Here is a 20,337-nt window from a genome sequence, read left to right as displayed (position 1 = left end):
CGACTTTCATGGCAACCTCTTCGGTCAAATTCCCTCCCCCGGAACGAGACCGCGGGACGTATATCCCCCCGCAGGCGGCCTCGCGCCGCCTGCGCGTCCTGCATCCTCTGAAAAGCGATAGCCCAGGCATTCGTCACCTTCGCTGCCGTTGCGCTCGGACCTTTCGGCTGCACGGAGTTCCTACCGGCAGCGTCTCGCCTGAGCCGCGGAAAGAACCTTTACCAAACTTTACACTTCCTTAACCGCGCTTAACATCTGCACAGCTATTAGAACTCGACCTCAGTCTATCCGGAGTGTCGTGTGTCCAAGGCACATCGAAATATCCCCTGGTGCCGTTTTGCGGAGCGGAAAGCCATATACTCCGGGACACCGCGGCGGAGTCTCAATTTCAATTCGGAATTTTTCCACTATTTTACTCTCGGCCGATCCGGAGTTATTCCGTTGATTCAGATTTTTATTCAAAATCACTGCGTGTCAATTGCGCACTTGCTGGGCCATGAGATCCACTCAGGCCGCGCAGAAAATCTTCGAATAGAGCGTGATGCACCATCGGAAGACATTTCAATTGGAGGAACGGGGTGATCGATCGCATGCTCGGGGTGATCAGGGCACGTTTGCCGGACGGGCAAGGTGCCGCTGGCGTAGCCGACCGCCCTGAGCGAAGCGATACCAATCCGGCCATTACGGATCGACAGCAACGGGCCGTCGGCGGCCTGCTCGACATGGGAGAGGCCAGGCAGCGAGACTAGCGCCAGAATCTGCTGCACAGCGAGCCCAGCTGCCAGATCAGGTCCTCGCCCGAAAGTAACACTCCGCCGGAACGCAGGCGGATGGACATGTCTATCCCGGCTTAAAGCACTTCGGTTGATGTGCCGCCAGAATGGCGGCGACGCTTCTCAGATGTTCTTTATTCCTCGCAATCTGAGCCACGAGTAGCGGCCGCGCCCGATGCTCGCGAAAATACACGGAGGCCTGCTTCGTCGTGGTCCTTTTTTACTGCTGGCCTGGCGGCCTGCGCCCGTACAATTCTATTAATTCGAAGTGGCTAATATATCGAACAACTTCATCGTGATATTCAGTCCTTTACGGCTGCGAGCGGCTGTAGCACGGAGGGTAAAATGTTTCGATTGAGCGTTCGGCTCGCATTTTTAGCTGCTTGTGCGTTGGAGCTGCCGTTGAGCATGGCAGCAGCGGCCGATGATCCGCAGATTGCGCGCGGCGAATATCTCGTCACGATCGGCGGGTGCAACGACTGCCACACGCCGGGATATTTCTTCGGAAAGCCGGACACCGCGCGATTTCTCGGTGGATCGGATGTTGGCTTTGAGATCCCGGGCCAGGGCGTTTTTGTCGGCCGCAACATTACGCCTGACAAGGAGACCGGCATCGGCAGCTGGACCAGGGAACAGATCGTGACTGCCCTTCAGTCCGGGCAGCGGCCGGACGGTCGCGTCCTGGCGCCAATCATGCCATGGCATGCATTCGCGCAGCTCACCGACGAGGACGTGACATCAATTGCAGCGTACCTTCAAAGCTTGAAACCAGTAACTAATCAGGTCCCCGGACCTTTCAAGCCGGGGGAGAAGGTTCCGACCTTTTTGTTCCGGATCTTGCCGCCGGGTGAAACCGCAGCCAGCGCGCCAAACTAGAAGTGACGGATGCTCCGAGTCACCGGCCGCTCCTGGCGCGCCAGGCGGCGAATTCCTCGAGATTGCGCGGCTGCGTCGCCGGGTAGAGACCGATGATAGACTGGCCGGCCAACACGCGCTCGGTCACGAAGTCCTCATAGGCGGTCATTTCCACCGCCTCCTCGGCAATCTCGTCGGCGAGTTCGGCCGGAATGACGATCACCGCTTCGTTGTCGCCGACCATGATGTCGCCGGGCCAGACCGCCACGTCGCCGCAACCGATCGGTACATTGACGTCGAGCGCCTGGTGCAGCGTGAGGTTCGTCGGCGCCGAGGGGCGGTTGTGATAGGCAGGGATCGCCAACCCCGCTATTTCGGGGCTGTCGCGGAACCCGCCATCGGTGACGACACCCGCCACGCCGCGCACCATCAGCCGCGTGACGAGGATCGAGCCGGCGGAGGCGGCGCGTGGATTCTTGCGGCTGTCCATCACCAGCACGGCGCCCGGCGGGCAGGTTTCGACGCAGGCGCGCTGCGGGTGTTCGGGATTGCGGAAAACCTCGAGCTTGTTCAGGTCTTCGCGCGCCGGAATGTAGCGCAGCGTATAGGCCGGGCCGACCATATTGCGGCCTTTGCCGGCGACCGGCTGCACATCCTGGATGGTCTGGTTGCGCAGGCCGCGCTTGAAGAGCGCCGTGCTGATGGTGGCGACGCTCACTCGCATGAGTTTGTCGCGCGTGTTGTCCGAAAGTGTCGTCATTCCCGCATGTCCTCCTAGAAAATGTCCGGTTCTCCGGCTGCCGCACCGAATTCGGGCAGCAGATAATCGAAGTCGCAACCCTTGTCGGCTTGGCTGACATGGGAGGCGTACATCCAACCGTAACCGCGGCCGAAACGATCCGCCGGCTTCATCCAGGAGGCGCGGCGCCTGATCAGCTCCGCCTCATCGACCAGCATGTCCAGCCGGCGGTTCGGAATATCGATCCTGACGATGTCGCCGTTCCGCAGCAGAGCGAGCGGGCCACCGACATGGGCTTCGGGCGCCACATGCAGCACGCAGGCGCCATAGCTGGTGCCGCTCATGCGCGCATCCGACAGCCGCAGCATGTCGCGATGTCCTTGCTTCAGCAGCGCCTTGGGCATCGGCAGCATGCCCCATTCCGGCATGCCGGGGCCGCCGAGCGGTCCGGCATTGCGCAACACCATCACATGATCAGGCGTCACATCGAGCGTCTCGTCCTCGACCGCCGCCTTCATGTCGGGGTAACTGTCGAAGACCAGAGCCGGGCCTTGATGGACATGGAAGCGCGGGTCGCATGCCGCGGGTTTGATCACCGCACCATCGGGCGCCAGATTGCCCTTGAGCACGGCAAGCGAGCCCTCCGGATAGATCGGATTGGAAAGCGGCCGGATCACATCGTCATTATAGATCTTGGCGTCGGCCAGCGCCGCGCCCAGCGTTTCCCCCGAAACCGTCAATGCGTCGAGATCGAGCCGCTCGCGGATCTGCGACATCAGCGCCAGAAGTCCGCCGGCATAGTAGAAATCCTCCATCAGATAGATCTTTCCGGACGGACGGACATTGGCGACGACCGGAGTGACGCGGCCAAGCGCGTCGAGATCGTCGAGCGTCAGCGCGACCCCTCCCCTGCGCGCCATGGCGAGGAGATGGATGACGGCATTGGTGGAACAGCCGGTCGCCATGGCGACCGTCGCGGCATTGCGAACGGCCGCAGGCGTCACGATCCTATCCGGCGTCAGATCTTCCCAGACCATCTCGACGATCCGCCGGCCTGAATGAGCCGACATGCGGATATGGTTGGCATCGGGCGCGGGAATGGATGAGGCTCCCGTCAGCGTCAGCCCCATCGCATCGGCAATCGCCGTCATCGTCGAAGCAGTGCCCATCGTCATGCAATGGCCGTAGGAGCGGGCGATACCGGCTTCGATGCCGGCCCATTCTCTGTCCGATATCGTTCCGGCGCGCCGCTCGTCCCAGTATTTCCAGGCGTCCGAACCGGACCCGAGCTGCTGGCCCGCATAATTGCCCCGCAGCATCGGCCCGGCCGGCAGGTAGATCATCGGCACGCCGGCGCTGAGCGCGCCCATGATGAGGCCAGGCGTGGTCTTGTCGCATCCTCCCATCAGCACCACGCCATCGACGGGATGGGCGCGGATCTGCTCTTCGGTCTCCATTGCCAGGAGGTTGCGGTAGAGCATGGTCGTCGGTTTCATGAAATTTTCCGACAGCGCCAGCGCCGGCATCTCCACCGGAAAGCCGCCAGCCTGCAGCACGCCACGCTTCACGTCTTCGACGCGATGCTTGAAATGGGCATGGCAGGGATTGAGGTCCGACCACGTGGACAGAATGCCGATCAACGGCTTGCCGGCCCAGTCGCCGGCATCGTAGCCCATCTGCATCAGGCGCGAGCGATGGCCGAAGCCGCGCAAGTCCTCGGATGCGAACCAGCGCGCCGACCGCAGCTCCCCCGATGTCTTGACGGTTTTCAACGACATGCCGACCTGCCTCCAATATTGACATAGCTTGAAGTGTACGAGGCCAGCAAGATACAGGCTCCCGTCTGAACGTCCATGGATGTCAAGAGAGCCGCTCCATCGCTTCGAAATCAGGCAAGGCGCCGCTCGCGTAACCGATCGCCGTCAGCGAGCCGATGTCGATCCGGCCGCCACGGACCGACAGGATCGGCCCGTCGGCGCCTTGCTGGTAGAGATCTGGGTGGGCCGCGGCAAAGCGCGCTTTCTCTGCCTGAGGCGCACCCTGCATGCCGGCTACATAGTGATGACCGTTGCGCTCGACATGGGAGAGGCCGAGCAGTGAGACCAGCGCCAGATCCTGCTGTACCGCAAGTCCGGCCTGACAGGTGAGGTCCTCGCCGGAGAGGAACAGTCCCGGCACACCTCCCGTCCTGATGCGGATCGCCTTCATGAGCGAGCGGTAAATGCCCTTGCAGGTCTTGGAGGAGACGCCGGTGTAGCCGAGCCGCCGGGCGCGGGCGAAGGCATCGTCGCCATCATCGCTCTCGTCGATCAGAAAGGGCAATTGCGCCGCCAGATCTCCCAGCGGCGTCTCCATGGTGATCTCGCGCGAGAACGGCTGCTCGACAAAGGCGATGGTCGCCCGCAACCTCTTCAACCGCGGGGTTTCATCGATCCGCGCCAGCAAGGCGCCAAGCTGCTCGGCGGCGCCGAACTGTTCGTTGCCGTCGACCGTCACCCGGTAGTCGGGCAAGCGGTCCAGCACGGCGGCGATCCGGGCTAGGCGGTCGATATCGGCATCGATCGCGCCGGACAACTTGATCTTGAACCAGCGGTTGCCGTAACGCGTTATCACCGCCTCGAGGCTTTCCGGCAGGCCGTCGTCGAGGGGGTGGGCGACATCGCCCTCGGTGATCGGATCGAGAAGTCCGATCGTGTGCCGGGCTGCGATCGAACCGGCCGGGCGGAGGCCGGCAAGCGTCGCCGGTGCCGCATCCGCATCGATATCCCCCGGCAGCATCGGCCCGGCGATGCCGATGAGATTGCGGCGCACCGCATCGAAGAAGGAAGTGCCCGCGAGGCGGCAATAGGCATCGAGCGCGGCGCGGGCGACAAGCGAAGGACCGAAGCCGGCCGCCAACGGATTTCCGGGCAGGCGCCGCACCGTCTCCAACTCGTTCAGCCGGGCAGCGGCAAACAATGTTGCCGGCGCCGACGCTTCGAGCGACGCAGCGCCGGCAAGGCGGATCGAGCCACGCAGTTGATCTACATTTTGCGCCGGCGTCAGGGCCGGATTCTTGTCGAACCATTTCGGCACCATCATCTCGGCGGCGGCGCCGATGGCGGTTTTCCCTTGCTCGTCCTCGATACGAACCCTGAGAAAGGCCTGCGGCGCCTGCTCAAGGGTAGCCGCACCGAAGCGAAACGGCAGGCGCAGCCGGATATCGCGTTCGAAGGCGTCGATCTCGACGATTCTGACACGCGGCGCCTCCACAGGCCCTCCAATGCTTCTGTCCATGGTCATGCCATCCGCTCGAGCATGGCGCGGGTCACCTCGTGGCGGAGCGGTTCCCGGCGAAGAAGCCGGCCGATTTCGTCCACCATGGCCTGCCCCTGGGCAAAATGTGCCTCTTCGGTGTGACCGGCAGTATGAGGCGAAATGGTGAGGTTGGCGAGCGCAGGGTCGCGGAAGGGGCTGTCAGGCGGCAGCGGCTCATTGTCAAAGACATCAAGCGCCGCTTCGATGCGGCCGGACCGGATTTCGGCGAGCAATGCAGTCTCGTCGACCAGCTCGGCACGGGCCGTATTGATGAAGAGCGCGCCGGGACGCAGCAGCGCCAGTTCGCGGGCACCGATCATGCGGCGCGTTTCGGGCAGGACGGGCGCATGCAAGGAAATCACCTCGCTTTGAACCAGCGCATCCTCCAGCGCGACACTGACAACGCCAAGTGCTGCGGCCTCCCTCTCGTCCAAATAGGGATCAACGACCAGCACGCGACAGCCGAACGGAACAAGCAGGCGCATGACCGCCCGTCCGACATATCCGGCGCCGACGATGCCGACCGTGCGAGCGCCAAGCAATCTCTGCGGCACTGCTGCACGAACGTCGAGCCATTCGCCGCCGCCACGCAATTGAGCATGCAGCCGGTGAATGCCGCGCATGGAAAGCAACGCTTCGGCGACGACGAATTCGGCAACCGAGGCGGCAATTTTCGAGGCAGCATGGCTGACGCGAAGGCCCTCATCGAACAGACGGGCAGGAACGAGCGTGCGGATGCTGCCGGCCGAATGCGCGACGAGGGCAAGTTGCGGATGGCGCTGGCGCGTGGCGGCATCGAAGGGCGGCGTTCCCCAGCCGGTCAGGCAGGCGGTGGCGCCTTGCAGCAGCCGGTCGGCATCGGCGGCGTCGATCACGGCGCCGGTCGGCCAGCGCACCTCGCCGAGAGCGTTCAACTCAGCGGTGGCCGCATCGTCCAGCATCATGCGGCGGGTCTTTTCGGTCAAAAGGACGGCAATGACGGAAGTCTGTTCGTTCATGGTTCTACTTCTTTCGCTGCGGCGACCAGCCGCCTGAGATAGGCAAGATCGGCGCGGACCTTGTCGAGCGCCTGTTGCCGGGGAACCCGGTATTGGGAATGGACCGAGAGCACGCCGGCAAACCCGGTGGTGACCAGATGGGGGATGATCTCGTTCCAGGGCCCATGCCCTCGTCGAGCCCGCACCAATCCGAATGCCATGCGCGCTGGCCGTCGGCGCCATGGACACCGGGAAACCAGCCGCCATTCTTGACGCCGATGCAACAGACCCACGGATCGAGAATGTCGAGGGTCAGACGCCAGTCCTCGCTCCCCTCGCGAACGATCTGATTGGCCGGATCGGGATAGGCGCCGATCCTGGCGGGGTCGCGCCCGGTCAGCAATTGCAGCGCCAGCGCGCCCGAGCTGTGCAGCGTCCCGCCGTGAAGCTGGATGATCAGTTTCATGCCGATCCGTTCGGCAAGCTGCTCGAAACCGTCGAGGTCACGCCGCGCTTCATCGACCTGGACTGTCCAGCGCCGCGCCGGATCATAGCGCCAGAAACCGAGCCGGACCTGGCCGATACCGGCCTCGCGGCAATGGAACAGAAGCCGGGACGCGGCATCGTCGGGCCGCGTGGAATCGATCGTCGCCATCGGCATGCGCAGACCGGCTGCGGCAAAGAGCTTCGCGGCCTTGACGACCTCCTCCGGCCGGTCAGGGGAAACGGCGTGGCCGTCGCGAACGAGAAGGTCGGCACACTCGAACCCCAGGCCCGCCGTGATCTCCGCCGCCGTCTCGAGCCGCAGGCCCTCCATGGTCTTGGTGAAATAGGCGATGTCCCTGCTCATCGGCTGGAAAGGCAAAGCTCGCTGCGGTGGCCGAATGCATCGCGGGCGCAGACCGCGTATTGCGCGCCCTCCGGCGGCGACATGTGCAGGAATGCCGTCGAGATCAGCGGCACGGGACTGGCTTTCTCGAATGTCTCGCCATCCCTGCTGACCAGGACATCATAAAAGATGGCTGGGCTCGCATCGCCGGCGGCCCAAAACAGCATGCGCTCCTCCCGGCCGCCGAGACCAAGATAACGTTCGACGACGAGGCCTGTGGGCGCGGCCGGGGGTCTGCCGGGGTCGGGAACGACCAGCACCTGTGTCAACGACGGCAAGGGTAGATCCAGATCGACGCTGATCCGGCCTTCGTCGCACTCGATTGTGCTGACCGGATGCAGCAAGGCGGGTTCCTGCGCACGACGCAGTTCGGCAAATTGCGCTTCGGTTGGCTCAGGCGGTGCGCCGACCGGTTCAAAGAGCCCACGAGGGTTGCTCTCGTCGCGCTGGGCCTCCCAGACCTCCATCGGATTGGTGAATTCCTCGTCGATGCGCAGCAGGCACAGGGCATGGCGGCCGGGAACCAGCCCGCTCACTTCGAGGCGGACGGCGGTCCGCCCCGAACGGTTGATGGCGTCGACGCTATGGATGAGGCTGATGGAAACACCGCCCCCCGGCAGCCGTGTCGGCAGGATCGCCAGGCCATCCTGGTCGGGCGTCAGCGGCGGCTCGGCCGTCACCTTGCAGACGGTGTCGCCGAGCGTTGCCAGCAGCTCCATCGATGTCAGGCCGGGCTTCTTGACGAGCTCGAAGGGTGGCGCCTGGTCGACATCGCTAACCAGCCTGTTCAGATCGGTCTTGTGCTCCCATTGCGCCTTGGTGAAATTGCGCGAACCGAAATAGGCAAAAATCGTGCGCTGACTCCAGCCGCCGATAAAGGCATGGTCGTTGCTGAGGAAGGTGAGATCAGCCGCTTTCGGGGCGATGATGCGCCGGTCGTGCTGTTCGATGATGCGGGCGATGATCCCGGCGTAGTAGGCCTTGCCGTGCCAGCTGTGATGATCGCTCCAGCCGAGCTGCGGATCGCATTCGTCGTTGACGATCGGCAGGCCCGCAAGCCGCGGATGATGCTCCTTGAGATAGTCGACGACGAGAAGCGTGCGGTCGACGATCGCGTGGGTTTTCGGGGTCAGGTCTTCCTTGCTGCCGTTGACGCCCTTTTCGTGGATCGAGATGTAGTCGAGGCGCGGCCCCTTGCCGGTCAGACAGCTCGTGCCGCTGTCGCAATGCGCCATCAAGGCGCGAAAGATCGGCGAAAGCGTCCGGGCAGTCCCTGGCCCGCCCATGGGGAGGCTGGGATCGACGGCATCGAGCCCGGCGACGCAGGCATCGTAATAATTGGTGTAGCCTTTGATCCCGTAGGTCCACCAGCCGGAATCGGCCTCGTTCGTCGTTTCGAAATACCAGCTGCGCAACTCGTCCATGCCGTAACGCGCGCCATAGCGGTCGGCCGTCGCCGTCACGAGATCGCGCCAGCGCCTGACCTGGTCCATGTCCTCATAATCGGTGAACAGGCCCGAGGGATTGCCCATCAGCTCGAAGAACGGCTTCAGCCGGTGTTCGATCATTGAGTCGAGCGCGCGGTCGAGCAGCGACCAGTCGTAGCCGGCGCCGCCGGTCGAGCGCAGCAGATTGTAGAGATAGTGCACGCGCAGGTACCGGATGCCTTCGTTCGGCAAGCCGCCGATATAGGCGAGCATCTGGCGCATTTCGGGTTCGAGCAGCAGTTCGGCCGGCGAAAAGCCGGTGCCGCGCCAGAACCGGTTGAACGGACGGACCGCTTGGCTGGCATCGACGTTTATTCGCGTACGGTCACGCATTGCTGATTTCTCCATGGGCGGAAGTTGGAGTGCGCCGGGGGGCGCACGAAGCAGCCGGACTATTTGAACTTGTCCCGCATCGCATCGATGCCGGGGATGGTTTTGGTCAGATGCTGATGGGCGGGATCGAAGCGCTGGATCAGACCCCGGCGATGCTTGCCGACAAGGATGGTGAAGATATAGCCGCGATGCCCAGGCGAGGTGACTGTCGGATGGTAGCCCCGGTCGAGCAGGAAGGTGTCGCCGTTACGGGTCATGAGGATCTTGACCGGGCCATTTTCGTCATAGCTGATCTGACTGCCGAAGCCGGTCTCCGGCAGGAAGCGGTAGTGATAGAGCTCCTCATGCAGGGTCTCGGCATCGCCGTCTTCGGTATCGTGCTTGTGGGGAGGATAGCCCGACCAGCAACCCTCGCCGGCATAGAGTTCGCTCACCAAGAGATTGCCGCAGCGGCCGTTCTGGCGTTGCCCGAGCAGGTGGACGATCCGCCGCTGGCTATGCGTATCCGGCGAGCCGACATTGACTGCGTCGACCTCGTCGGGCGTCACCCGAAACGGAGCGTAGCGGGTATCGCAGATGCCGCCGGCAATGGCGATTTCCGCGGGGCCGCCACGGGCCGATATCCGGACAATGGCGTCGACGGGCGCATAAACCGAGTCCGCGTCGCCTCCCCAGATATCGGCTCGCCGGCCCACGGCTTCGAAGCTGATACCATCCACTTCGATATCCACCTGCCCCGACAGCACGACGTAGAGGCTTTCGTGCAAGGGCAGCCGCCGCGCGTCCCAGCCATCGGCCGGAAGCGTGACGAGGTCGAAATAGATGAGATCGAGCGTCCTGGAGGAGGTACCCACAATGGGACGCTGCTCGGAGCGTGGAATGAATTCGGGCATCAATTGAACTCCGGAACGGTACGGTCGGCAAAGGGATTGAGGGTCAAGGATTCGGCGTAGTGGCAGGCGACTGCGTGCCCATCGGCGGTCACGCTGCGCAGGGCCGGCACCTCCTGCCTGCAAAGCTCGGTGGCGTAGCGGCAACGCGGATGGAATGCGCAGCCGGGAGGCGGATGAGCGGGGTCGGCGACCTCGCCCGCCAGCCGGATGCGCCTGCCATGACGGCGCAGCCTCGGATCGGCGATCGGCACGGCCGAAAGCAGTGCCTCGGTATAGGGATGGCGCGGCCGGGAAAAAATCTGCTCCGTCGGCGCCTTTTCGACGACACGGCCGACATACATGACGGCGATGTTGTCCGAGATATGCCGGACGACCGAAAGGTCGTGGGCGACGAAGAGATAGGTCAGGCCGAACTGTTCCTGCAGGTCCTGCAACAGGTTGATGGTTTGCGCCTGCACGCTGACATCGAGCGCCGAGACGGCCTCGTCGGCAATGACAAGGCGCGGATTGGATGCCAGCGCCCGGGCAATGCCGATGCGCTGGCGTTCGCCGCCGGAAAAAGCATGGGGATAGCGGCGCATATATTCGGGCCGCAGGCCGACGCTCTGCATGAGATCGGCGACCCGGTGCTCGAGTTCTCGGCCCTTGACGATGCCGTTGACACCAAGCACCTCGCCGATGATGTCGATGACGGGAAGGCGCGGGTTGAGCGAGGATTGCGGATCCTGGAACACCATGCGCAGATCGCGGTGGATTTCCTTGAGCGCCGGGCCCGACAGCCCGGCGAGATCCACAGTGCCGCCGCTGCGGTCGCGATAGCGGATTTCTCCGCTTGTCGGCCGATAGATTCGCAGGACGGTGCGGGCAAGCGTGGATTTGCCGCAACCGGATTCGCCGACGATGCCGAGCGTCTCGCCGTCCTCGACACGAAGCGAAACGCCGTCGACCGCCCTGACGTGCCCGACCACGTGCCGAAACGCGCCCTTGCGAATGGGGAAATGCATTCTGAGATCATTGAGCTCGAGCAGCGGGCTGCGTGGTGTCGCGGAACCGGTCATGACAGTCCCCCCTTATAAAGCAGACAGCTCGCGACGTGCCCTTCGCCGATGAGGACGGATTGGGGATCCTCCCGGTCGCAGAGACCCGCCCTCGCCTGCTTGCACCGGGGATGAAAGCTGCAGCCCTCGGGCCTGTGGAAACGCGAGGGCACCATGCCGTCGATAGTCGCGAGCCGTTTCGTCGGCTGGCCATGCATGCGCGGCACCGATTGCAGCAGCGCCTTGGTGTAGGGATGAACAGGCGCGTGGAAGATCGTATCGACATCGCCTGCCTCGATGACCCGGCCGAGATACATGACGACGACTTCGTCGGCGATTTCGGCGACAACGCCGAGATCATGGGTGACGAACAGCACCGAGAGCCCGAATTCGGCCTGCAGCGAGGCGAGCAGATCGAGGATATTGGCTTGGGTGGTCACATCGAGCGCCGTGGTCGGCTCGTCGGCTATCAGCAGTTTCGGACGGCAGGCGAGCGCGAGCGCGATGCAGACGCGCTGACGCATGCCACCGGAAAACTGGAAGGCATAACTTTCCATCCGCTCGGCCGGCCGGGGGATGCCGACCAGCGCCAAGGTTTCGATCGCATGTTCACGCGCTTCCTTGCGGCCCATCTTCAGATGCAGGCGGATCACCTCGACCATCTGGTTGCCGATCGTATGGACGGGCGAAAGCGCTGCCATCGGCTCCTGGCTGATCAGGCCGATCTGGGCGCCGCGGATCGCCCGCATGTCGCGGCCGCGCGGATCAAGCGCCGCCAGATCGATGGCCGGTGCCGCCGGATCGGGCCGGTAGCGGATCGCGCCCGAGACGATCCGCCCGCCGCGCGGAACCTGGTTGAGGATCGAGCGGCCGGTGATGCTCTTGCCCGAGCCGGATTCGCCGACGACGCAGACCGTCTTGCCGCGTGGAATGCCAAAGGACACGCCGTCGACCGCCCTCACCGTACCCGCCCCGCCGAAGAAGTGGGTCCGGAGATCGTCGACCTCGATCAGCGAGTCACGCTCGGCGTGGCGGCCGCCGGCGGCCGCGAAATTACGATCAGTATTCATAGGGATCTGCAGCATCGCGTAATCCATCACCGAGGAAATTGAGGGCGAGCACGGTGACGATCACCGCGATGCCGGGAAGAAACAGCCAGGGAGCGCTCGAGACGGCGAGAATGTTCTGCGCTTCCTGCAGCAGCACGCCCCAGCTCACGACAGGCGGACGCAGCCCGATGCCGAGGAAGGAAAGCGCGGTTTCGGCAAGAATCATCGTCGGGATGGCGAGCGTCACTGAGGCGATGATGTGGCTCATGAAGGACGGCACCATGTGCCGCCAGATGATGCGCATCCTGGAGCAGCCATCGAGATGGGCGGCGATGACGAAGTCTTCTGTCTTCAGCGACAGGAAGCGGCCGCGCACCACCCGCGCCAGATCGGTCCAGCCGATCAGCGACAGGATGACCGTAATCCAGAGATAGACCAGGATCGGATCGGCGCTGATCGGAACGGCGGCCGCAAGCCCCATCCACAGCGGGATGGTCGGAATGGAGTTGATGAGTTCGATACAGCGCTGGATCACATCATCGACCCAGCCGCCATAGAGCCCGGAAATGCCGCCGAGGATGATACCGAGGATCAGGCTGATCGCCACCCCGATCAGGCCGACGGACATCGAAATCCGGGTGCCGTGCACCGTCCGGCTGAAGACGTCGCGGCCGAGCCGGTCGGCGCCGAACAGATAGAATGGCTTGCCTGCCTCGACCGGCCCGATCAGGTGCCGGTCGAAATCGAACAGCCCCCAGAGCCGGTAAGGTTCGCCTTTGACGAAGAAGCCCACGGGGATGACGACGGCCGGATCGGGCACATAGGTGCGGCTGAGCGCGATCGGGTCGACCTTCATCGAATAGCCGTTGACGTAGAGGGGGTGGAATCTGCCTGCCGCGTCGTAGCCGGCGAATCTCAGCTGCTGGGGCGGCGCATAGGTGTAGCGGGAATCGTAGGTCTGCGAGGAAACCGGAGCGAGAACCTCGGCAAACAGCGCGACCAGGTAGATCAGGAAGATCACGACGCCTGCCGCGAGCGCCAGCCGATGGCGGCAGAAGCGCCGCCAAATGAGTTTCCACTGGCCGGCAACGGCGTCCGAATTGCGAGTTCGTTCAGGCGATAGCGCGAGGGCTTGATCGGTCATGTCTGTCGTCCTTCAGCCGTTGCGGATGCGCGGATCGAGCCAGGCGAGCAGCAGGTCCGAAATCAGCGTTCCGATCAGCGTCAGCATGCTCATCAGCAGGATAAAGGTGCCCGCCAGATACATGTCCTGCGCAAACAGCGCATTGAGCAGGAGCGGCCCTGTAATTGGCAGGCTGAGGACGATCGAGACCACCACCGAACCCGAGACGAGGTGCGGCAGCACCCAGCCGACCGTGGAGACGAAAGGATTAAGCGCTACCCGCACCGGATATTTGAGCAGCAGCCGGATTTCACTGAGACCCCGGGCCCGCGCCATGTCGACATAGGGCTTGTTCAGTTCATCGAGGAGATTGGCGCGCATGATGCGGATCAGCGCCGCCGTGGCGCCAGTGCCGAGGACGACGACCGGGATCCACATATGCGACATGAGATCGCCGAGCTTGGCCCAGCTCCAGGCGGCATTGATATAGGTGGGCGAAAACAGCCCGCCGACGCTCTGGCCGAAATATTGCGCCGAGACGAACATCAGCACCAGCGCCAGCAGGAAGTTCGGGATGGCAAGGCCGAGGAAGCCGAAAAAGGTGGCGACATAGTCCCCCACCGAATATTGCCGCACGGCCGAATAGATGCCGATCGGAAAGGCCACCGCCCAGACGAAGAGCAGCGTGGTGACCGAAACCACCATGGTCAGCCCCATACGAGCCCAGATCAGCTCGCTGACCGGCTTGTTCCAATCGAGAGACTGGCCGAAATCGCCGCGCAGGAGGATGCCGCTGATCCATTTCCAGTATTGCACCGCCCAGGGCTGATCGAGGCCGTAGCGCTCTCGCAGGCCGGCGATGACGCCGGGATCGATCGTTTCGTTCTGCGAAGCCAGACGGGCGGTCATCGCGGTCAGGAAGTCGCCCGGCGGCAATTGGATGATGATGAAGGTCACGACCGAGATCGCGAACATCATCGGGATCATGTAAAGCAGACGTCTGATGATGAAGCCGGCCATGTTCAAGCTCCTTCGACCGGCGATCGCCGATCGGTCTGGATGATGGGGCGGGGCTGGTGGCAGAATGGCGCCGCGGCGCCATTCCCATTTGCTTTACTGCTGGTAGTAGAAGGTCTCGGGCTTTGCCGGTCCCGGCGTCATGTAGAACGAGGTGCTGGGAATGACCTTGGGGACGTTGTGCATATTGGTCTTGACGATGCCGACGCGGTCCGGCTCCAGGTTGGTGCCGATGACGTAGAACTCGTCACGGGTGATCGCCAGCAGTTCCTTCATGGCTTCAAGCTGCTTTTCGAGCGTCGGGGCTTCCTGCACCTGCCGATAGAGATCCATCTGCTTCTTGGCGGCCGGGCTCGGCTCCTCAGCGTTCGGATCCTTGGGGTTCTGGTAATAGAGGCCCCAGGCCGTCGCGAAGCTCGATTCATATTCGTGCGGGAAATACCATTTGGGATCGAGCAGGCCGAGGAAGTCGTAGCCACCGCCGCCGACCCATCCCAGGCCGTCATTGTCGTTGTTCTGCAAGCGCGAGAAGATCAGTGACCGCTCGGCCGGACGGGGCTGCATGTCGATACCGACGGCCCGCCAGTAGCGCTGGATCATCTCAAGCGCGTCGACCTGGATCGGGCTTCCGGTCAGCGCGTCGATCGCAAAGGTGATCCGCTTGCCGTCCTGACCGAGGCGATAGCCTTCCGCGTCACGTTTGGTGATGCCCGCCTTGTCGAGATACTGATTGGCGAGGTCGACATTATATTCCAAATACTGCGTCGCCATCTTCTCGTCATAGAGCGCCGTTCCCTCACGGGGTGCGGCCTGATAGGGCTTGGCCTGTCCGGCATAGATCAGCTGGTTGAGCTCCTCGCGGTTGATGGCGTAGCTGAGACCGATGCGGAAATCCTTGTTGGAGAAGACGGCGCGCAAGGCCGGATTCTTATGGGTCTGGTTGAGCGTGATCAGCAGGGCGTTCGACCAGGCCGGCCGGGCGATGAACAGACCGTAGCCACCCTTCTGCTGGTTCTGCACGATCACCGTGCGGGCGTCCGTTGTCTCGATGAAGCGGTTCTGCATGTCGATTTCGCCGCTGATCGCCTTCAGGATGATCGCCTGCGTATCCTGCATCACGTCGATGGTGATGCGATCGAAGTAAGGCAGCTGGTTTCCTGCGGTATCCACCTTGGCATAATAGGGATTGCGTTCGGCGACGACCTGGGTGGTGCCGTTATAGGGCGCCGTCAGCACCCAGGCATCCAGCGTCGGCCGGCCGAGATCGCGCCAACGGCCGGGAAAGCCGATCTTGTTGTTGAAGAGCTGGACCCAGTCGGTCGCGCCGGCAGCCTTCACCAGGGCATCGATCCCGGTTGGATTGAAATCCTTGTGGAACTGCTTGAGGTAGTGCGCCGGTGCGGCCGCGAGGATGTCGGAGCCGCGCACGGTCGCCATGTTCATCAGGAACAGGCCGTTCGGCGCAGCGAACTTGAAGACGACCTTGTCGTCGGCGAGCTTTTCGACCTTGACGGTCTCTCCGCCAGCGGTCAGCCAGTCGGGTGCGGCGGGCGTGATCTTGGTGTTGCGCAGCACGTTTTCGTTCCACCAGACCAGATCGTCGGCGGTGAAAGGTTCGCCGTCCGACCAGCGCGTGCCTTCGCGCAGGGTGAAGGTATATTCGGTGGCATTGTCGTTGACCTCGACGCTCTTGGCGATGTCGGGGATCACCTCGGTCCATTCCGGATTCCAGCGCACCAGTCTCGTATAGCCGATCGAACGCTCGATCTCGCTGTCGCCGCCGCCGAAAGTGGCCGTGCGCCAGGTGCCGCCATAGGTGCCGACCGATTCAAGTGGGGTGAGCACCAGCGGCTCCTTCGGCAGCCGCTGTTCGACCGGCGGCAGCTTGCCGGCATCGACGAGCGCCTTGAGTTCCGGCGCTTCCTGAAAACCGAAGGCAGCACCCGCCCAACCGGAACCAATGAGAATAGCAGCGGCAACGGTCGAGACGACCCGCCGTCGTAGAATTCTGACGTGTTGCATTCTCTCCTCCCAATGATCTCGTTTAGGTTATCGTTAACGTATTTCCTCCATCTCGAACGTTAACGTTACCGTTCCAATTTGTCAAAGAAATTCTTAAATACGCGTGCCAAGGCTGAGCAGCCTTGGCTTTCTTACAAATTGTGTTAGTTATCGTTATCCCAATTTCTGCCGTTCGAGAGACCGTCCCGTTGAGCCGCACCAAAGAGCCGGAAGCCAAGATAACCATTGCCGATGTCGCCCGCGCCGCAGGCGTATCGCCAATGACGGTTTCGCGCGTGCTCAACGATCAGGGCGGCGCCAGCGCCGAGACCACGCAGCGCATTCTTCTGGCGGCGAACGAACTCAACTACCGACCCAATCCCTTCGCACGCGGGTTGCGTTCCGACCGCTCGAGGACCATCGGCCTTCTCGTCCCCGACATCACCAACCCGTTCTTCCCGGAGGTCATCAGAGGAGCCGAGGACGCGGCGAGTGCCGCCGGCTACAACCTGCTTCTGTCCAACGTCGTCGAGAACAGCAAACGCGAAGGCGAACTCATCGAGGCGCTGCTGCGCCATCGGGTCGACGGCATCATCGTCTGCAGCGCGCGCCTGCCGGATGCCGCCCTGCACAAGGCGCTCGCGCACCATCGCGCTGCGGTGCTCATCAACCGCGAAGCGCCGCCCGAAGTGGCGGGAACGATCGTCACGGACTACGAAACCGGAGCGTCACGCGCCATCGATCATCTGGTCGAGCGCGGTCGCCGCAGGATTGCGATCATCGCAGGGCCGCGCAGCTCCTTCGGCGGCAAGAGCCGCCTCATCGGCATCCGCAAGACGCTCGCCGTCCATGGGCTGAAGGCGCACGGCATCGTCTATTGCGATCCGACAGCCGCGAGCGGGCAAACCGCGGCCGCGCAATTGCTGGCGGAAACGCCCGATATCGATGCCCTCGTCTGCTACAACGACCTCAATGCGATCGGCGCCATGAAGGCCTGCCGGGCGGCCGGCATTTCGATCCCCGAGCAGATCGCGCTCATCGGTTTCGACGACATCCCGGCGGCCGAATTGCTGTCGCCGGCGCTAACCACCTTGCGGGTGCAGAAACGGGAAATGGGGGAGGAAGCCGTGCGCCTGCTGCTCAGCCGCATCGCCACCAAGAACCGTCAGCATGGCATCGTCATCGTTCCCGAACTCATCGTCCGCGAAACGACCTGAGGGCCGCCAGGGCGCCACCCCAAAATCGGCGAGCGGTTTCTGGTGTCGTGCGCCAATTCTGAAATGGAACAGGAGGAATATCCATGGATGCCGACAATCTGCAGTCGCTGGCCTTGCCCGAGGAGAAGAAGGCCTGGTTCGTCCACGACCGGTTCGGCATGTTCGTGCATTGGGGGCTCTATGCCCTGCCGGCGCGCCATGAATGGGTCAAGAGCCGCGAAGAACTTGATGACGCCGACTACCAGAAATATTTCGATCACTTCGATCCCGATCTTTACGATCCCAGGGAATGGGCGAGACGCGCCAAGGCCGCTGGCATGAAATATGTCGTGCTGACCACCAAGCATCATGAAGGCTTCTGCCTCTGGGACACTAGAGCCACCGACTTCAAAGTGACCAACACGCCTTATGGAAAGGATCTGCTGGGCCCCTTCGTCGACGCCTTCCGCGCCGAGGGCCTGAGGATCGGCTTCTACTATTCACTGATCGACTGGCATCATCCCGACTTCACGGTCGATCCGCGCCACCCGCAGCGCAATCATCCCGATGCCATGAAAATCAATGAAGGCCGCGACATCAGGCGCTATGCCGCCTTCATGCGCGAGCAGGTGCGCGAACTGCTGACCGGGTTCGGGCAGATCGACATCATGTGGTTCGACTTCAGCTATCCCCAATGGAAGCTCGGAGAGCTGGTCGGAAAGGGCCATCAGGATTGGGAAAGCGAGAAGCTCGTGCGGCTGGTGCGCGAGCTTGCCCCCGATATCATCATCAACAACCGGCTCGATCTCGCCGGCCTGCAGCCCGACATCGTCACGCCGGAGCAATATATGCCGCGTGCCTGGCCGAAACGCGACGGCGGGCGGGTCGTCTGGGAAGCCTGCCAGACGCTCAGCGGCTCGTGGGGCTATCACCGTGACGAGGATACCTGGAAGAGCACCGAACAACTGGTCCAGATGCTGGTCGGCACCGTTGCCATCGGCGGCAATCTGCTGATGAATGTCGGGCCGACGGCCCGCGGCACGCTCGACCATCGCGCCATATCGGCGCTTTCAGCCTATGAGGAGTGGATGGCGCTGCACGAGCGCAGCATCGTCGGCTGCACCCAGTCCGACTTCACCGCGCCGCCCGATTGCCGCCTCACCCAGAACGGCGATCGCCTCTACATCCACCTGTTCAACTGGCCCTATAAGCATCTGCATTTCGATGCGCTGGCGGGCAAAGTCGAATATGCGCAATTCCTGCATGACGCCAGCGAGGTGACCTGGCTGCGCCCGTCGGCCAATACCTTATGGGCGAACACGCAATTCCCCGTCGCCGAGGACGAACTGACCTTCGTCCTGCCGGTGCGCCGCCCCAAGGTCGCCGTCCCGGTCATCGAGGTCAAGCTCAAGTCCGGAAGCGCTGCCGGCATCCAAAAATGAGGTGCAGCTGCCTGAGTGGGCGGACGGCGCCCGCTCAGGAGAACGGCTCGGTCGGCCCGGCTGCCGGCGCGGTGAACCAGCGCGGTCCCTCGGCGGTCATATGGATATGGTCCTCCTGCCGGATCCCGAATTTGTCGGGAAAGACAATCATCGGTTCGTTGGAAAAACACATGCCGGCGGCAAGCGGCGTGTCGTTGCCGCGAACAATATAGGGCTCTTCATGGATTTCCAGCCCGAGTCCGTGGCCGGCGCGATGCGGCAATCCCGGCAGGCAATAGTCGGGGCCAAGCGAATGTTTGGCGAGCACCTTGCGGGCCGCATCGTCGAGGATCGAGCAGGCGGCGCCGATCCGGGCGGCATCGAATACGGCCTGCTGCGCCTCGCGTTCGATCCACCAGGCACGTTCAAAGGCGCCGTTGCCGCCGCCGAGCATATAGGTCCTGGTGATATCGGAATGATAGCCGTCGATCCGGCAGCCGGTATCGACGAGAATGACGTCGTCGTCGCCAAGAATCTGCTTGCCGTCGGCGCCATGCGGAAGCGAGGTCGCCGCGCCGAAGGAGACGATTGCGAATGTCGAGCCGTCGTCGGCGCCGGCTTGGCGATGCTGCCGATCGATGAAATCGACCACCTCCGATGAGCTGATGCCGGGCTTCAACAGCGCGTGCACCTGTCTGTGGACGTCGAGCGTCAGGTTCATCGCATATTGAATGAGCGCAATCTCGGCCGCCGACTTGATGCGGCGCAGGCCGCGGATCAGCCGGCCGCCATCGGCGAGCCTTTCGGCGCCCATCGCCGCCGCCAAGGCGTGATAGAAGAAAAGCGGCAGGCCGTCATCAAGGGCAAGCCGGCCGCTCTGGCCGACTACGCTCTGGCCGACTAGCCGGGCGATAAGCGCGGCACTGTTTTCCTCCTCTTCCCAGACCAGGATCTCTCCCGGCAGATGCGGCAGGGTTTCGACGCGACTGCGCTCGAAACCGGGAACGATATAGAAAACGGCCGTGCGCGTGACGAGCGCGCCAAGGAACCTTTCGCTCGGATGCCAGACGAGGCCGGTGAAATAACGCAGACTTTCAGTCGGGCCGAGAAGCATACCGGCCAGTCCTTCGGCGTCGATCGCTTCTCTAAGCCTGGTGAGGCGAACTTGCCGTTCGTCTGCAGTGATGCGGGGTATGGGATGCTGCCACGACATGTCGTTTTCCTGTTCTTACCGTTTCTGCTGTCCTCGC

General features: G+C 63.1%; 15 protein-coding genes and 2 pseudogenes. 3 read left to right on the top strand and 14 right to left on the bottom strand.

The annotated features are described in order from the left end of the window. Nucleotides 1–623: 623 nt before the first annotated feature. Nucleotides 624–835 (bottom strand): annotated as a pseudogene (locus QWJ46_RS20535) (mandelate racemase); the annotation flags it as partial. A gap of 283 nt (nucleotides 836–1,118) precedes the next feature. Here QWJ46_RS20535 and QWJ46_RS20530 point away from each other — a divergent pair. Next, nucleotides 1,119–1,649 (top strand): cytochrome c, encoded by a 531-nt coding sequence (locus QWJ46_RS20530; protein WP_302753343.1) that lies wholly within the window; start codon nucleotides 1,119–1,121, stop codon nucleotides 1,647–1,649. Nucleotides 1,650–1,668: 19 nt separating this feature from the next. On the opposite strand, the gene QWJ46_RS20525 is transcribed toward QWJ46_RS20530, so the two are convergent. The 12 genes and pseudogenes from QWJ46_RS20525 to QWJ46_RS20470 form a co-directional block, all read right to left on the bottom strand. Beyond that, the gene (locus tag QWJ46_RS20525) at nucleotides 1,669–2,388 is read right to left on the bottom strand and encodes a ribonuclease activity regulator RraA (protein ID WP_302753342.1); all 720 of its coding nucleotides are present in this window, start codon (nucleotides 2,386–2,388) and stop codon (nucleotides 1,669–1,671) included. 14 nt (nucleotides 2,389–2,402) lie between these two features. After that, nucleotides 2,403–4,145 carry an L-arabinonate dehydratase gene (gene araD, locus QWJ46_RS20520; RefSeq protein ID WP_302753340.1) on the bottom strand — a complete coding sequence of 581 codons (1,743 nt, stop codon included), beginning with the start codon at nucleotides 4,143–4,145 and terminating at the stop codon, nucleotides 2,403–2,405. Nucleotides 4,146–4,227: 82 nt separating this feature from the next. Continuing rightward, complete coding sequence (locus tag QWJ46_RS20515) at nucleotides 4,228–5,649, bottom strand: mandelate racemase (RefSeq protein ID WP_302753338.1); 1,422 nt, start codon at nucleotides 5,647–5,649, stop codon at nucleotides 4,228–4,230. Further along, nucleotides 5,646–6,662 (bottom strand): hydroxyacid dehydrogenase, encoded by a 1,017-nt coding sequence (locus QWJ46_RS20510; RefSeq protein ID WP_302753337.1) that lies wholly within the window; start codon nucleotides 6,660–6,662, stop codon nucleotides 5,646–5,648. The genes QWJ46_RS20515 and QWJ46_RS20510 overlap by 4 nt, the downstream gene beginning before the upstream one ends. After that, a pseudogene (locus QWJ46_RS20505) lies at nucleotides 6,659–7,491 on the bottom strand (sugar phosphate isomerase/epimerase family protein). Before QWJ46_RS20505 ends, QWJ46_RS20510 begins: the two are co-directional and overlap by 4 nt. Continuing rightward, nucleotides 7,488–9,350, bottom strand: a complete 1,863-nt coding sequence (locus tag QWJ46_RS20500; RefSeq protein ID WP_302753336.1) for a glycosyl hydrolase — start codon at nucleotides 9,348–9,350, stop codon at nucleotides 7,488–7,490. The pseudogene QWJ46_RS20505 and the gene QWJ46_RS20500 overlap by 4 nt, the downstream one beginning before the upstream one ends. A gap of 59 nt (nucleotides 9,351–9,409) precedes the next feature. Beyond that, entirely contained in the window at nucleotides 9,410–10,243 is an 834-nt protein-coding gene (locus tag QWJ46_RS20495) for a 5-deoxy-glucuronate isomerase (protein ID WP_302753334.1), read from the bottom strand. Further along, nucleotides 10,243–11,301 (bottom strand): ABC transporter ATP-binding protein, encoded by a 1,059-nt coding sequence (locus QWJ46_RS20490; RefSeq protein ID WP_302753332.1) that lies wholly within the window; start codon nucleotides 11,299–11,301, stop codon nucleotides 10,243–10,245. Before QWJ46_RS20490 ends, QWJ46_RS20495 begins: the two co-directional genes overlap by 1 nt. Next, nucleotides 11,298–12,350, bottom strand: a complete 1,053-nt coding sequence (locus tag QWJ46_RS20485) for an ABC transporter ATP-binding protein (protein ID WP_302753331.1) — start codon at nucleotides 12,348–12,350, stop codon at nucleotides 11,298–11,300. Before QWJ46_RS20485 ends, QWJ46_RS20490 begins: the two co-directional genes overlap by 4 nt. After that, a complete protein-coding gene (locus tag QWJ46_RS20480; protein ID WP_302753330.1) occupies nucleotides 12,340–13,473 on the bottom strand; it encodes an ABC transporter permease in 1,134 nt (377 codons plus the stop codon). The genes QWJ46_RS20485 and QWJ46_RS20480 overlap by 11 nt, the downstream gene beginning before the upstream one ends. A 12-nt stretch (nucleotides 13,474–13,485) precedes the next feature. Next, nucleotides 13,486–14,472, bottom strand: a complete 987-nt coding sequence (locus QWJ46_RS20475) for an ABC transporter permease (protein ID WP_302753329.1) — start codon at nucleotides 14,470–14,472, stop codon at nucleotides 13,486–13,488. 93 nt (nucleotides 14,473–14,565) lie between these two features. Then, a complete protein-coding gene (locus tag QWJ46_RS20470; protein ID WP_302753328.1) occupies nucleotides 14,566–16,491 on the bottom strand; it encodes an ABC transporter substrate-binding protein in 1,926 nt (641 codons plus the stop codon). A gap of 188 nt (nucleotides 16,492–16,679) precedes the next feature. On the opposite strand from QWJ46_RS20470, the gene QWJ46_RS20465 reads away from it, so the two are divergent. Together QWJ46_RS20465 and QWJ46_RS20460 are read left to right on the top strand one after the other, a co-directional pair. Then, complete coding sequence (locus tag QWJ46_RS20465) at nucleotides 16,680–17,687, top strand: LacI family DNA-binding transcriptional regulator (RefSeq protein ID WP_302753327.1); 1,008 nt, start codon at nucleotides 16,680–16,682, stop codon at nucleotides 17,685–17,687. Between the two features lie 83 nt (nucleotides 17,688–17,770). Continuing rightward, nucleotides 17,771–19,108 carry an alpha-L-fucosidase gene (locus tag QWJ46_RS20460; RefSeq protein WP_302753326.1) on the top strand — a complete coding sequence of 446 codons (1,338 nt, stop codon included), beginning with the start codon at nucleotides 17,771–17,773 and terminating at the stop codon, nucleotides 19,106–19,108. Between the two features lie 34 nt (nucleotides 19,109–19,142). Here the strand turns inward: QWJ46_RS20460 and QWJ46_RS20455 are convergent, their stop codons facing one another. Beyond that, a complete protein-coding gene (locus QWJ46_RS20455) occupies nucleotides 19,143–20,300 on the bottom strand; it encodes a Xaa-Pro peptidase family protein (protein WP_302753325.1) in 1,158 nt (385 codons plus the stop codon). Nucleotides 20,301–20,337: the final 37 nt, after the last annotated feature.

This window comes from Rhizobium sp. CBN3 (genome assembly GCF_030518245.1).
Classification (GTDB): domain Bacteria; phylum Pseudomonadota; class Alphaproteobacteria; order Rhizobiales; family Rhizobiaceae; genus Rhizobium; species Rhizobium aethiopicum_A.
Note: the sequence above shows the minus strand (reverse complement) of the source record. Positions and strands in the feature narration are given on the sequence as shown.